At 67.6% G+C, this 12,952-nt stretch carries 13 protein-coding genes; 10 read left to right on the top strand and 3 right to left on the bottom strand.

Annotated features, from left to right (window positions below; all coding sequences use genetic code 11):
- Positions 1-28: 28 nt before the first annotated feature.
- On the top strand, positions 29-472 hold the full coding sequence (locus tag RM50_RS03185; protein ID WP_043449886.1) for an SRPBCC family protein: 444 nt from the start codon (positions 29-31) through the stop codon (positions 470-472).
- Here the strand turns inward: RM50_RS03185 and RM50_RS03180 are convergent.
- Positions 447-2,000 (bottom strand): carboxylesterase/lipase family protein, encoded by a 1,554-nt coding sequence (locus tag RM50_RS03180; protein ID WP_043449883.1) that lies wholly within the window; start codon positions 1,998-2,000, stop codon positions 447-449. The genes RM50_RS03185 and RM50_RS03180 overlap by 26 nt on opposite strands.
- Before the next feature lie 102 nt (positions 2,001-2,102).
- Here RM50_RS03180 and RM50_RS03175 point away from each other — a divergent pair, with 102 nt between their 5' ends.
- Complete coding sequence (locus RM50_RS03175; RefSeq protein WP_043449880.1) at positions 2,103-2,852, top strand: GAF and ANTAR domain-containing protein; 750 nt, start codon at positions 2,103-2,105, stop codon at positions 2,850-2,852.
- Here RM50_RS03175 and RM50_RS03170 read toward each other — a convergent pair.
- A complete protein-coding gene (locus RM50_RS03170; protein ID WP_043449876.1) occupies positions 2,837-3,142 on the bottom strand; it encodes a hypothetical protein in 306 nt (101 codons plus the stop codon). The genes RM50_RS03175 and RM50_RS03170 overlap by 16 nt on opposite strands.
- A 104-nt stretch (positions 3,143-3,246) precedes the next feature.
- Here RM50_RS03170 and RM50_RS03165 point away from each other — a divergent pair, with 104 nt between their 5' ends.
- From RM50_RS03165 to RM50_RS03150, 4 genes are all read left to right on the top strand, one after another.
- Positions 3,247-3,969: an ATP-binding cassette domain-containing protein gene (locus RM50_RS03165; RefSeq protein WP_043449873.1), complete on the top strand. Its 723-nt coding sequence runs from the start codon at positions 3,247-3,249 to the stop codon at positions 3,967-3,969.
- A 130-nt stretch (positions 3,970-4,099) separates the two neighbouring features.
- Entirely contained in the window at positions 4,100-4,351 is a 252-nt protein-coding gene (locus RM50_RS03160; RefSeq protein ID WP_240471851.1) for a hypothetical protein, read from the top strand.
- A 30-nt stretch (positions 4,352-4,381) separates the two neighbouring features.
- Complete coding sequence (locus RM50_RS03155; protein WP_043449868.1) at positions 4,382-4,819, top strand: universal stress protein; 438 nt, start codon at positions 4,382-4,384, stop codon at positions 4,817-4,819.
- Positions 4,820-4,894: 75 nt separating this feature from the next.
- Positions 4,895-5,722 carry a nucleoside hydrolase gene (locus tag RM50_RS03150; protein ID WP_043449866.1) on the top strand — a complete coding sequence of 276 codons (828 nt, stop codon included), beginning with the start codon at positions 4,895-4,897 and terminating at the stop codon, positions 5,720-5,722.
- Positions 5,723-5,776: 54 nt separating this feature from the next.
- Here the strand turns inward: RM50_RS03150 and RM50_RS03145 are convergent, their stop codons facing one another.
- A complete protein-coding gene (locus tag RM50_RS03145) occupies positions 5,777-7,036 on the bottom strand; it encodes a glycoside hydrolase family 1 protein (protein ID WP_043449864.1) in 1,260 nt (419 codons plus the stop codon).
- A 219-nt stretch (positions 7,037-7,255) separates the two neighbouring features.
- Between RM50_RS03145 and RM50_RS03140 the strand changes: the two genes are divergently transcribed.
- The 4 genes from RM50_RS03140 to RM50_RS03125 all read left to right on the top strand — a co-directional run bounded on the left by RM50_RS03140 (position 7,256) and on the right by RM50_RS03125 (position 12,921).
- Positions 7,256-8,812: an ABC transporter substrate-binding protein gene (locus tag RM50_RS03140; RefSeq protein WP_043449863.1), complete on the top strand. Its 1,557-nt coding sequence runs from the start codon at positions 7,256-7,258 to the stop codon at positions 8,810-8,812.
- A gap of 64 nt (positions 8,813-8,876) precedes the next feature.
- Positions 8,877-9,830 (top strand): ABC transporter permease, encoded by a 954-nt coding sequence (locus tag RM50_RS03135; RefSeq protein WP_043449860.1) that lies wholly within the window; start codon positions 8,877-8,879, stop codon positions 9,828-9,830.
- Positions 9,827-11,920 carry a dipeptide/oligopeptide/nickel ABC transporter permease/ATP-binding protein gene (locus RM50_RS03130; protein WP_043449858.1) on the top strand — a complete coding sequence of 698 codons (2,094 nt, stop codon included), beginning with the start codon at positions 9,827-9,829 and terminating at the stop codon, positions 11,918-11,920. The genes RM50_RS03135 and RM50_RS03130 overlap by 4 nt, the downstream gene beginning before the upstream one ends.
- Entirely contained in the window at positions 11,917-12,921 is a 1,005-nt protein-coding gene (locus RM50_RS03125; protein WP_043449856.1) for an oligopeptide/dipeptide ABC transporter ATP-binding protein, read from the top strand. The genes RM50_RS03130 and RM50_RS03125 overlap by 4 nt, the downstream gene beginning before the upstream one ends.
- The last annotated feature ends 31 nt before the right edge of the window (positions 12,922-12,952 follow it).

Below are 12,952 nucleotides of genomic sequence, written 5' to 3'. Positions count from 1 at the left end.
CCAGCCGACCCCTTCCTAGACTGGGACGATGATCACAGTCACCGGAAGTGTGGAAACCAACCTGTCCGCAGAGAAGGCCTTCGCCTTCCTGAGCGAGTTCGAGAACACCAGTGAGTGGGATCCGAACACCCCTGTCATGGATAAGCTCACCCCGGGCCCTGTGGCTGTTGGCCACCGGTACCATGCCGAGTCCGAGTTCCGGGGCAAGCGCCAGTCTCTGGAATACGAAGTCATTGAGCTGACCGCCAACCACATCAAGCTGCGGGGCGAGAACAAAACCGTGACTGCCTTCGACTCGATCGATGTCAGCCCCAACGGGACGGGCTCGGTGGTGAAGTACACGGCGGAGTTCAGCATCAACGGGCCGGCCAAGATCATCCAGCCGCTCCTGAAGCCTGCATTCATGTCCCTGCGCGATCCCGCCCTGAACGGGATCCGGGACAAGCTCAACCAGCTGGCAGCAGCGGGCTGACGGCGGCGAAAAACTCCCGGATTCCGCGGCGCGGGTCGGCTTCCACCCGGACGTCCTCGTCAAGGACCAGCGTGCTCCGCTCCGCGCCGTATTCCGGCCATGCCGGCGGCTGGGGCCGTCCGTCGCGGGCAAAGGATGCCCAGGCGAGGCTCATGGTATCTCCCAGTGCCCGGGGAGCCAGGCCCCTGGTGAGGAAGGCGGCTTCCGGAGCATCAAGGTGCCGGAAGACGAACGGGATCTCCAGCGCGTGGCAGGCGCCGAGCTTCCCGCCCATGGCCGGGCTGCGCCAGGTGAACAGGTAGGCGAAATTCCTTCCGCCGGCTCCGTTCCGGGCCGCGAGGCTCCTGGCATCCAGCAGCCGGTTGCTCGGCTGGCGGTACAGGGAGTCCGCGATCGAGGCCTCCAGCAGTTCCTTGCCGCTGGGTTCCCGGCCCATCACCCCGGCCAGTGCCTCGGCGTAGCCGGATGCTGCGGCCGCCGGCACTCCGCTGCCGGCAAGGGTTGCCGCGGCACGGTCCGGAAAGTCCGGGTCACCGGCAATGGCCGGGCGCATTTCGACGGCGAACGAACCCTCGTTGAGGTTGGTCCCGATCAGCAGGTCCACCCCGCCATTGAGTCCGTTGCGGATACTTTCCAGCGGCGGAGCGGGAAGCGACGGTGTCCCGGCCGTCGGCTGGAACGGCAGCGGGACTGCGAAGGATTCAGCGGCAAAACGCCGCTCAAGGTCCTGCTGCGCGGCCAGCAGCCGCTCCACCGGGAGCGTGAGCAGTTCGGCGGCGGAGGACGGCGACAAGCGGCACAGCTCGAGGAAGAGCGAGCTCACGCGTGCCGAATCCTCCGGGCGGCGGCAGCGTTCGGCGGTGCCGCTCTGCATGATGGCCCGGCGGAAGAGGCCTTCCGACGCCGGCATCCCCAGCAGGGTGCCGACGGCTGCGGCGCCTGCTGACTCGCCGAAGACAGTCACGTTCTCCGGGTCGCCCCCGAACGCCACGATGTTGTGCCGGATCCAGCGCAGTGCCGCCAGCTGGTCAAGCAGGGCAAGGTTCGATGAGTCCGCGAACTCCGGGCCCAGCAGTTCCGCCAGATGCAGGAAGCCCAGGGCGCCAAGCCGGTAGTTGATGCCAACCACCACTGCGCCGGCCGCCGCGGCGAGCCGGGCGCCGTCGTACATGCCGTCACTGTTGGCGCCCATGAGGAAGGCGCCGCCGTGGATCCAGACCATCACCGGCCTCGCCGGACCATCCGTGCCCGGCGTCCAGATGTTGAGGTTGAGGCAGCCCTCCTCGCTCCAGCTGCGCGGCAAAGTTCCGGGCGGGGCGGGTGACTCGGGGTTCTGGGGTGCCGCGGGTCCGGGAACGGTGCAGTCCAGCACTCCGTCCCAGGGCGGAACCGGCGCGGGCGGGCGGAACCGGTTGGTGCCCGATACCGATGCGGCGTAGGGGATGCCCAGGAAGCGGTGGACCGTTGTCCCTTCGGCCTGCAAGGAATTCCCCTGCAGGGACCCGGCCGGGGTGGAGAGGCGCGTCATGTTGCCAGAGTAAGGCCTCCGCACAGGTAGGCTGGCATCACCGTTCGGCAGTGGGCGGCCGCAATGTTGTGGCTTTTAACCAATGTCCGGGAGGTAAGACCGGTGCACAATCCCGGCGTCCCCGAAGACGGGGACTTCGCAGACGTTGCCCTCCATCTCCAGGAGTCGTTCCTGCAGAACCCTGAGGTCGAGGCGTTCCTTCAAGGTCTGGCAACCTATGCCGCGACCCGGCTCGGCTCTGCGGACCATCCCTGCTGCTGTGAAATCACGGTAATGCGGCCCAAGAAGCCGGCGGCGACTGCCGGCAGCAACCCCGGCCTGGGGATGGCCCGGCTGGAGTCCACATACGGGGACGGCCCGGGACTGACGGCCATGCGGACGGCCGGCACTGTCCTGGTTCCGGACCTGCGGCGGGAGCAGCGCTGGACGGAGTACGTCCGGGCTGCACGCAGGCAGGGGTTCCTCTCGGTGCTGAGCATCCCGGCCGTGCTTGAGGAGGACGCCCGGGGTGTCCTGACGTTCTATTGCCCGCAGCCTGTTGACGTTGGCAGTGGCGGGATCAACATGGCCGAAGGGTTTGTGCGGCAGGCCTCCAAGGGACTGAAACTGGCGCTGCGCATGCTGAAACTTGAGGAAACCAAGGAAGGCATGAGCGCTGCCATGCAGACGCGGACGGTGATCGACCTGGCCACGGGCGCGATCATGGCGCAAAACCGGTGCAGCCAGGCGGCAGCCTTCAAGCTGCTGCGCGACGCCTCCAACAGCAGGAACATGAAGCTCCGCGAAGTTGCTGCCGCCGTGGTCGAATCCGTGGCCGGCGCCACGGACACCTTCACCTACTTCGACGAGTAAGGCCCCTTGCAGTCAGGGTCACGCTGTTCCGGCTGCAAAAGGACAAGGTCGGAGTCGCTGAGCGGAGCGCGGAGCGGAAGGCCCTCGGTAGCGCAGTGTTCGTTTACCGCCTGGGCCAAGGCATCCCGCTCCTTCGGCGACAGGGTGGCCTCGCCGGCGCAGTAGTCGCGAATGAGTTGTTCGGAGGCATCCCCGCCCAGTGCGACAAACTCCATCCACAGCTGCGCGAGGTCCAGCCCATGTTCCTTGATGACAGCGGCCGTGAGGGCCTGCTGGTCCAGGTCATCCATCGTCCCGTCCTAGGCTCGTCGTGGACTCGTACAGTTGGGATTCGGAGCGGGACCCGGGGCGGATGGGAGCCGTGCGGATTAATTCCTGCTGGAAGGATGGAGCCATGGCCCTGAGCGCATACCCGGTCCGGCGGTTGGGAGAAGACCCCGGAAACATGCTGGACCGCTCGCGCTGGCCAGCGGTCCTTCCGCCGGTTTTGCAGGTCCTCGACCAGGGCCTCGACCTCGGCCCAGCCACCATCCTGGTAGGCGGGAACGGCTCGGGAAAATCGACCCTGGTGGAAGCGGTGGCCCTCGCCTACGGGCTCTCGCCCGAGGGCGGGTCCACGGGTGCCCGCCACGTTACGCGGCGCAGCGAATCCATCCTTGGCGACCATCTCCAGCTCATCCGGAACGCGGGAGCAACCCGCCGCGGCTATTTCCTCCGGGCTGAGACCATGCACGGCTTCTACACGTACCTGGAAAACAACCCCAGCACCTCCAGGCCGGACATCCCCTTCCATGACATGTCCCACGGCGAGTCCTTCCTGCAGCTGGCAGCCGACAGGTTCGCCGGGCCCGGCCTGTGGGTACTGGACGAACCGGAATCCGCCTTGTCCTTTTCCGGTTGCCTGGGCCTTCTGTCCGTCCTCAAGGAACGCCTCGCAGACGGGAAATCGCAGGTGCTGATGTCCACCCATTCCCCTTTGTTGGCGGCGCTTCCCGGGGCCACCATCCTTGAGGTCGGACCTTGGGGACTCCGGGCCCGGTCCTGGGAGGAACTGGAACTCGTCGCCGCCTGGCGGAGCTTCATGGACTCACCCGAACGGTACCTCCGGCACCTTTAGGCCCGGGAGGACCTTCGCCCCTAGGCAGTTGAGCGGCCCTGGCGGTCAACTTGAGTGTCGGGAACAGGCGTTTCAACAGGAGGCGGAGACGATGGGCGGATGCGACGTTTGCGGCAGCAGCGAGGGCCGGATGTTCACAGTCAGCATGGGGAACCAGAGCGGCACGTTCGACAGCTTCGAGTGCGCAATCCACATGATGGCTCCTGCCTGCGAGCATTGCGGCTGCCGGATCCTGGGCCATCCCGTGGAAAGCGAAGCGGGCATCTATTGCTGCCTGCACTGTGCCAGGGAGGCGGGAAACCCGCACCGGGCGGCCCAGCCGGAGCATTCAACCGTGGCCGTACCGGCGCAGGGCACTTCCACCGGCCAGGGCCGGCAGTGACGGCAAGCGCGGACCAGGAAAAGAGGAACTGTGGCCGGTAGCGGTACTTTCCGGATAGTGGTGGGCGTGGACGGTTCCGAGCAGTCACGCACCGCAATGGACTGGGCGGTTGAGGAATCCAGGCTGCGCACAGGCGAAATCCAGGCCCTGACGGCCTGGAATTTCCCTTATGTCAGCGACGCCATGGGCACAGCCTGGGACTACGACATCTTCCAGAAAGACGCCCAGGCCATCCTCGAAGCTGAGCTGGAACGCGTCAAGGACCGGGGCGTGGCCATCACCGGCCGCATCGTGGAGGGCAACCCGGCCTCGGCGCTGATTGATGCGTCCCGCGATGCGGACCTGGTGGTGGTCGGCTCCCGCGGCCATGGCGGGTTCACTGGAATGCTGCTCGGGTCGGTCTCCCACCAGACCATCCATCACGCGCACTGCCCCGTCCTGGTGATCCGGGAACCGGACACGCACTGACGGAGGCACACTTCCGCCTTTCGGTGAATGGAATGTGCGGTCCCGTGATTCTGCGGGCGCTGCGACGCTTGCAAAATGGACTTGATTCGGATTGCACCCCGGTGCCGGGTGATTATCGATAATGACTGGGCCGGCGACCCTGACGGCCTTCTTGCACTGGCCCACCATGCGTTGTCGCCCGCCAACAGGATCGTCGGCGTCACCAGCTCCCTGACCAACCCGATGTTCGGGCCGCCCGAGGGGATGGCCCATCGGGGCGCTGGTCTTGCCGGGGAGCTGCTCCGGGTGCTGGAGCACCCCGAATCTGCGGTGCATGCCGGGCCGGACAGCCCCTTTACCGGGCAGCCGAGGAACTCCGCTGCGGCGGACGCGATCATTGGCGCCGCCAGGGCCGCGGGTGGGCTGCCCCTGATCCTGGTGTGCGCCGGTCCCCTCACCAATGTTGCCGATGCACTCCTGCTGGATCCAGGCATTGCCCCGTTGCTGACACTGGCCTGGGTGGGTGGAGCTGCCCGGAACAACGAGGAGTACAACTACTGCACGGATCCCGCCGCTGCGGACTTCGTACTGTCACACCAGGAACTGGCGGTCTGGCAGTTCCCCGCCGAAACGTACCGGCAGGTGGTGGCCTCGGTTGCGGAACTCGACCACGCCTTCAGGAATGGGGGACCTGCCGGCGAGTGGCTGTGGAAGCACTTCAACAGCCTTCACGTGCCGGACTTCGTGAAGTTCGGGCCGCTGTGGTGCCTCGGCGACAGCGCACCCCTGGTGGTGACCGGCCTGGACGACGTCACCTCGGCGTTCACCGAAACGGCTACGGGGCCGTCCCGCCGGACCTACACCTCGGTGGATACGCGGCTGATCATGGCGGACTTCCTCGCGAAGCTGCGGCTGCATCAGTAGCAGGCAAGGACAATGGCCCGGACCTCCAAGGGAGGTCCGGGCCATTCGCTGTTGTCAGGCCGGCTGCGCAGCCCCGGCCAGGGTGTGCTCCCGGGCAAAGCTGCCCAGCCAGTGCGCACTTTCCTTCGGCGTGCGTTCCTGGGTTGTCCGGTCGACGGCGATCAGGCCGAACTTGGGCCGGTAGCCGAAAATCCACTCGAAGTTGTCGAAGGCCGTCCAGGCGATGTAGCCGCGCACGTCGATGCCGTCGGCAAGGCAGGAGGCCACGCCGTCGACCGCTGCCTTGAGGTAGGAAACGCGCTGGGTGTCATCCTCGGTGGCCAGCCCGTTCTCGGTCACGACGACCGGGATGCCGGCGATCCGGTGGGCCTCGCGGATGGTGGCCTCCAGGGCCTGCGGATAGATTTCCTCACCCATCTGGTTGGTGGGCACTCCTTCCGGCGCCGGGGCGTGGCCGTCCGGGCCATAGACGGTCCGGCCGTAGGTCTGGATGCCCACGAAGTCGTCCCCCCGCGATGCCTCCAGGAACCGTTCGTTGACGTCCCGGCGCACCCGGGCTGCCAGTTCTTCGCCGCCTGGGATGGCCTGGATGTCAGAGTTGGCGAGCGTCCATCCCACCGGGAGGTCGGCGCGGTGCGCCTTGATGGCTGCAGTGGCGGCGCGGTGTGCAGCCAGTTTCACCTGGAAGCCCTCCTCCGTGGAGCAGAACTGGAAGGGGGCCACAGCCGCTGCGTCGATGCCCAGGCGCTCCGCGGCCGCGGCCCATACGGGCACGGTTCCGCGGTTCTCCGGCGCTTCGCCGCCGATGCCAAAGGACTCCAGCAGCCAGGGCAGGTTGGGCTCGTTCAGGGTGCAGGCGACGCCGATCAGGTCACCCAGGTGCGACATCACCCGTCCGCAATAGCGCGCGAAGAGTTCCGGGGTTTCCGGGGATTCCCAGCCGCCGCGGCGCAGGAGCCACAGGGGTGACGTGAAGTGGTGGAAGGTGACCACGGGAGCCAGGCCATGGTCGCGGCATGCCTCCAGGACCCGCTTGTAGTGGTCCAGTTCGGCCACGGAAAAGTGGCCTTCCTCCGGTTCGACCCGGGCCCACTCAATGGAGAAGCGGTAGCTGGTGAAGCCGAGGCCGGCGATCAGTGCGATGTCCTCCCGGTAATGGTGGTAGTGGTCCACCGCATCCCCGGAGGGCTCGGCGAAGATCGTCCCGGGCAGGTGCTCCAGGAACCAGGTATCGCTGTTGACGTTGTTGCCTTCCACCTGGTGGCCTGCGGTGGCCACGCCCCAGAGGAAGTCGCGGGGGAACGGGTTGGTCATGGGGTTCCTTTCGTGATGGACGCGCTCGGCGTCCCAGGCTTCGCTGCCTTCCCCTCCATCCTGTCGGCCGGCGTGACCGCCGCCACAATACCTTTTCAATCAATGACATTGTCATGTTTGGTGCAGGCAGCCCCGGCTGATTCTTGAAGGGAGCCGGGCACCTCCGGCCCCACTGATTTCTTTCCGTTGCAGTCATAGAAGAATGCGAAGGCGCAGCACATGAAACTCCTGACTACCACCGCACGCGGCAGCGCTGCCGTCCTGACCGGTGCCTTGCTGATCGGCTCCCTGGCCGCCTGCGGCGGCGGATCCAGCCAGGCCTCCGCCAAAGCCGATACCAGCAGCATCACGCTGGCCATCGACAGCGACTCGGCCTCCTTCGGCTACGACCCGTTGCGCGTCTCCGCAGCGCAGCGCCAGTTCTTCGAAGGCCTCTACGACAGCCTCATGACGCTGCAGCCGGACGGTTCCACGGGACCAGGCCTGGCCAAGGAGTTCAGCTACAACGCGGACAAAACAGTCCTGACGCTGACCCTCAAGGACGACGTCACGTTCACGGACGGCTCCAAGCTCGACGCCGCACTGGTCAAGGCCAACCTGGACCGCCGCTCCGATCCCGCACTGAGCGCCTACTCGGCCGTCGCCAAGGGCGGCGCGCAGGAAATCACCTCGGTGGACGTGGTGGGCCCCACCCAGGTGTCCCTGACGTTCGCCAAGCCGCAGCCGGGATTCGAAAAGAACCTGGCCTCCACCACCGGGATGATCGTGGGAAAGAACGGTGTCACGGACACCGCCAGCCTGGCGGCCACCCCTGACGGTTCCGGCCCGTACACCCTGGACCCCTCCACGGTGAAGGGCAACAAGTACGTAATGGTGAAGAACGACAAGAGCGCCGACGCATCCAAGTACGCCTATAAGAAGGTGGTTTTCAGTGTGGTGCTGGACCCGCAGGCCCGGGCCAACGCCCTCGTGTCCGGCCAGGCGGACGTGGCCATGCTGACCTCGAACACGGTTGACTTCGCCAAGTCGAAGGGCGTCGGCGTCACCCAGATCGGCGGCACCGTCAACACCATGATCTCCTTCGACAAGATCGGCAAGACCGCCCCGGCGTTCGCCCAGGAGAAGGTCCGGCAGGCCATCCAGTACGCCATCAACCGCCAGGCCCTGGTGGACGCACTGCACAAGGGTGATGTCCCGGCCTGGAACGCCCTCCCCAAGGATTCGGCGGGCTTCACCAAGGACCTTGAAATCGAGTTCGCGTACAACCCGGACAAGGCCAAGAGCCTGCTGGCCGAGGCCGGCTACCCCAACGGCTTCGAGTTCACCATCATCGCCGGCGCCCAGACCCAGACGGACTTGCAGGCCGTCCAGAAGGACCTCGCCGCCGTCGGCATCACCATGAACGTGAAGATGGCCGCGTCAACGGACGAAGCCTTCGCCGCCGTCGCCACCACGCCCCTCGGCTATGCGCCGCTGAACTGGGACAACCCCGTCGGCGTGATGTACGGCGTGGTCCTCAACGGCTTCACCAACGTCCAGAAGGCCACCGATGACCAGCTCAGCGCCGCCACCGGCGAACTGGCCGCAGCCAAGGACGACGCCGCCGCCAAGGCAGCCGCCACCAAGCTGAACACCCGCCTGGTGGAGTCCGGCTGGATGATCCCGCTGTACGAGGCCCTCACCAACCAGGGCTACAACACCAAGAAGGTGGCCCCGGTGAAGTTCGCCGGCACCAACGCCTACCCGCTCCTTTCGTCCTACACCCCGGCGAGCTAACACCCGCACCATCCCGCCGGGTGCTCCCCGCCAAGGGGAGTGCCCGGCGGGACGGGCCTGACCGATGGAGGTCACCATGGCACTATTCATCACTAAGCGCCTGCTGATGGCGCTGGCCACCGTGCTGGTGGTTGCGGTGCTGGCATTCCTGCTGGTGCACGCAATGCCGGGCAGCCCCGGGGCCGTGTCCCTCGGCGCCGGCGCCTCCCAGGAAGCCATCGACGAGGTCAACCAGCGGCTGGGCTGGAACGACCCGCTCCTCACTCAGTTCTTCACCTGGCTCGGTTCCGCGGTCCAGGGCGACCTGGGCATCTCGCTCATCGATGGCCGCTCCGTCAGCGCGGACTTGGCGAGCCGGTTGCCTGTCACCGCCTCCCTTGCCGCCGGTGCCACCATCCTCAGTGCCGTCCTGGGCATCGCCCTTGGCGTCACCGCGGCCGTCCGCGGGGGACTGCTGGACCAGGCCATCGGCGGCTTCGTCGGCCTCCTGGTTGCCCTGCCCGCGTTCTGGGTGGGCGTCCTCTTCGTCTACCTCTTTGCCGTCCAGTCCTCCATCTTTCCCGCCACCGGCTACGTCCCGTTCGAGGTCTCCCCGCAGGACTGGGCGCTGTCCCTGGCGCTGCCGGTGATCACCCTGGCCGTGGGCGGTGCGGCGTTCATCGCCCGGCAGACCAGGGCCTCCATGCTCGAGGCCCTGCAGCAGGAGCACATCCGAACGCTGCGTGCCACGGCCACCCCCACCTGGAAGATCCTCTACGTCCACGCCCTGCGCTACGCCAGCCTGCCCATCGTGGCCGGCATCGCCCTGCAGTTCATCGGCCTGTTCGGCGGCTCCGTCATCGCCGAGCAGCTGTTCGCCATGCCCGGCCTGGGCCAGGCCGTCCAGACCTCGGTCAGCACCCATGACGCCCCCGCCGTCCAGGGCGTGGTGGTCATCGCCACCGTGGTGGTGGTCGCCGTCAACCTGGTGCTGGAGCTGGCCACCAAGTTCCTCGACCCGAAGTTGCGTGCCTCATGATCCCTTCAATGGCTCCGGCCCCCGCAGACCAGGCAGAAACCACGACGGCGGCAGCGGCTCCCGCGCGCAACGCCGGCAGGGCGGCCATCACCAGATTTTCCCGGCACCGGTTGTTCACCTCGCCCAGCGCCGTAGCCGGCCTCGTCTGGCTCGCCGCGCTCGTCACCGCGTCGCTGACCGCACCGCTGTGGCTGCCCTTCAAAACCGAGGACCAGGACTTCACTGCCGTCCTCTCCGGCCCCACCGCCGCGCACTGGCTGGGAACCGATGAACTGGGCCGCGACATCCTCAGCCGCATCTTCGCCGCGGCGGCCGGCACCCTCGGGACCTCAATGCTCACGGTCATTGTCGGCGTCACACTTGGCACCATCCTGGCCATGGCTGCCGCCGGTGCGGGTGAACGGACCGAAGGCGTGATCAGCCGGGTCACCGAGGTCATGATGTCCCTGCCGGGCACGGTGATCATCCTGGCCGTGATCGGCGCGGTGGGAACCAACATCCCCGTGGTCATGGCCATTCTTGGCATCCTGATGTCCGCCGGCATCTACCGGGTAATCCTGGGCCAGGCCAAGTCGCTGCAGTCCCAGCTCTATGTGGACGCCGCCAAGGTGGACGGCGCCAGACCGCTGCGCATCAGCCTCCGCCACGTCCTGCCCGGGCTGGCCAACACCATCGTGGTCCAGGCGGCACTCATCTTCGCCGTCGGCATGCTCATCCAGGCCGGCCTGGCCTTCATCGGCTTCGGGCCGCCCATCCCGCAGCCCAGCTGGGGCGGCATGATCCAGGGCGCCTCCCAGCACGTCTACGACGCCCCCTGGATGATGGTCCCCACCGGTGCCGTCCTGGCCCTCACAGTCCTGTCCGCCAATGCCATCGGCAACGCCCTGGGCAAGGCCCCCAACGCCGCCGCGCCGCACCTGCCCTCGGCTGCCGCACGCCGGCAACGCGCCAAGGCAGTCGCAGCCATCGCGGCAGCCGCCCCCGTCCATGCCACGGACGACGGCGCCCTTGGCGGACGCGCAGCCAGGGGGACGCTCAGCGTCCGCAACCTCTCGGTCGGCGTCGACAATGGCGTCCGGCTCGTCACCGACGTCTCCTTCGACGTCGAACAGGGCACTGTCCTGGGCCTGGTGGGGGAGTCCGGTTGCGGCAAGACCATGACCGCGCTGTCCCTGCTCGGACTGCTGCCCTCCGGCGTCTCCGTCACCGGCGGACAAATCCTCTGGAACGGCAGGAACCTTGCCGCCACCACGGACAAGGACATGGAATCCGTCCGCGGCCGCGAGATCGCCCTGATCAGCCAGGAACCCATGCGCGCCCTGGACCCGATGTTCACCGTCGGCTACCAGCTCACCGCCACCATCCGCCGGCTCCGCGGAATGGGCAAGGCCGAGGCCCGCAAGGAAGCGCTCAGCCTGCTGGAGAAGGTGGGCATCGTTGATGCTGCACGGATCCTGAAGACCTATCCGCACCAGATCAGCGGCGGCATGGCGCAGCGCGTGGCGATCGCCCTCGCGCTGTCCGGCAAACCGAAACTGCTGGTGGCGGACGAACCCACCACTGCCCTGGATGTCACGGTCCAGGCCGAGATCCTGTCCCTGCTCCGTGCACTGGTGAAGGACACCGGCATGTCCGTGGTCATGGTCACCCACGACCTTGGCGTGGTGGCGGACATCTGTGACCAGGTAGCCGTGATGTACGCAGGGCAGGTGGTGGAAAACGGCAGGACCGCGGCCATCCTGGACAGCCCCCGCCACCCCTACACGCTGGCCCTGCTGGCCGCGGACCCGCACGCCAACCACGCGGACAGCATGCCTGAGCGGCTTGCCACCATCAGCGGCCAGGTGCCGCAGCCCAAGGACTGGCCCGTCGGGTGCCGGTTCGCCGCCCGCTGCCAGTTTGCCGGCTCCGCCTGCCTCGAACCCGTCCCGCTGCTTCCCTCCGGGGCAGGAGAAGGCCTGGTGCGGTGCGTGAAGGCGGACCAGCTCGCCGTCGAAGGCATGGACTGGCTGGCCACGGACATCCCGGCCTCCCGCCTGCTCGAGGTCAGCCCCCAACAGACGCTACTCACCGAAAAGGACATGGCATGAGCACCGCAGTCACGGAACGCGCCGGTTCCACGCCGGCCACCGCCGTCCCCATGCTTGAGGTCAAGGATCTGGTGGTCCGCTACGGCCGGGGACGGAAGGCAGCCGCCGCACCCGCCGCCGTCGACCGCGTCAGCTTCAGTATCGCCCCCGGTGAAACGGTGGGCCTGGTGGGGGAATCCGGCTCCGGCAAGTCCACCATCGGGAAGGCGATCCTCGGCCTGCAGAAAGTTTCCGGCGGCACCATCAGCTACCAGGGCCGGGACATCACCTCCGCTACCGCCGCCCAGCGCCGGGACCTGGGCGGGGAACTGCGGGCCGTCTTCCAGGACCCCAACTCCTCCCTGAACCCCCGGAACACCATCGGCACCTCCCTGGCCGAACCCCTGCGCCTGCGCGGCATCGCCGCTGCGGAGGCCCGGGTGAAGGCGGAGGACATGCTGGAGCGGGTGGGCCTGCCGCGCGAGGCCGTGGACCGGTACCCGAGCCAGTTTTCCGGCGGCCAGCGCCAGCGCATCTCCGTGGCCCGCGCCCTGATCTGCGATCCCCGGCTGGTGGTTTGCGACGAGGCCGTCAGCGCCCTTGACCTCTCCACCCAGGCGCAGGTCCTCAACTTGCTGGCCGATCTCCGCGACGAGCGGGGCCTCAGCTACCTGTTCATCGCGCACGACATTGCCGTGGTGCAGTTCCTGGCCCAGCGTGTGGTGGTCCTGTACCGCGGCCAGGTGATGGAGAGCGGACCGGCCGCCGCCGTCACCGAAAACCCGCAGCACCCCTTCACCCAGGCCCTCGTGGCCGCCTCACCGGTGCCCCGCCCTGCCGAGCAGGCGGCGCGCCGTGAGGCCCGGGAATCGCTGGGTGTCCGCACGGGTGCCGCCGCCGTGCCTGCGCCCGGGGGCTGCCCCTTCCGGCTCCGCTGCCCGCTGGCCACCGAGCTGTGTGCCACCGAACGGCCGGCGCTGCGCCGCGTTGGCGCGGCGGACGTCGCCTGCCACTACGCCTAGTACCTTTGCCTCCACTTCAGAACGGACCACC

It is taken from the genome of Pseudarthrobacter phenanthrenivorans, assembly GCF_000813845.1.
Taxonomy (GTDB): Bacteria; Actinomycetota; Actinomycetes; order Actinomycetales; family Micrococcaceae; genus Arthrobacter; species Arthrobacter phenanthrenivorans_B.
The sequence above is the reverse complement of the archived record's forward strand: the minus strand, read 5'-3'. Positions and strand labels throughout refer to the sequence as shown.

Coding starts and splice junctions, on each gene's coding strand:
- RM50_RS03185 (WP_043449886.1), top strand. CDS start 29: ATGATCACAGTCACCGGAAGTGTGGAAACCAACCTGTCCGCAGAGAAG.
- RM50_RS03180 (WP_043449883.1), bottom strand. CDS start 2,000: ATGACGCGCCTCTCCACCCCGGCCGGGTCCCTGCAGGGGAATTCCTTG.
- RM50_RS03170 (WP_043449876.1), bottom strand. CDS start 3,142: ATGGATGACCTGGACCAGCAGGCCCTCACGGCCGCTGTCATCAAGGAA.
- RM50_RS03165 (WP_043449873.1), top strand. CDS start 3,247: ATGGCCCTGAGCGCATACCCGGTCCGGCGGTTGGGAGAAGACCCCGGA.
- RM50_RS03160 (WP_240471851.1), top strand. CDS start 4,100: ATGTTCACAGTCAGCATGGGGAACCAGAGCGGCACGTTCGACAGCTTC.
- RM50_RS03150 (WP_043449866.1), top strand. CDS start 4,895: ATGGACTTGATTCGGATTGCACCCCGGTGCCGGGTGATTATCGATAAT.
- RM50_RS03145 (WP_043449864.1), bottom strand. CDS start 7,036: ATGACCAACCCGTTCCCCCGCGACTTCCTCTGGGGCGTGGCCACCGCA.
- RM50_RS03140 (WP_043449863.1), top strand. CDS start 7,256: ATGAAACTCCTGACTACCACCGCACGCGGCAGCGCTGCCGTCCTGACC.
- RM50_RS03135 (WP_043449860.1), top strand. CDS start 8,877: ATGGAGGTCACCATGGCACTATTCATCACTAAGCGCCTGCTGATGGCG.
- RM50_RS03130 (WP_043449858.1), top strand. CDS start 9,827: ATGATCCCTTCAATGGCTCCGGCCCCCGCAGACCAGGCAGAAACCACG.
- RM50_RS03125 (WP_043449856.1), top strand. CDS start 11,917: ATGAGCACCGCAGTCACGGAACGCGCCGGTTCCACGCCGGCCACCGCC.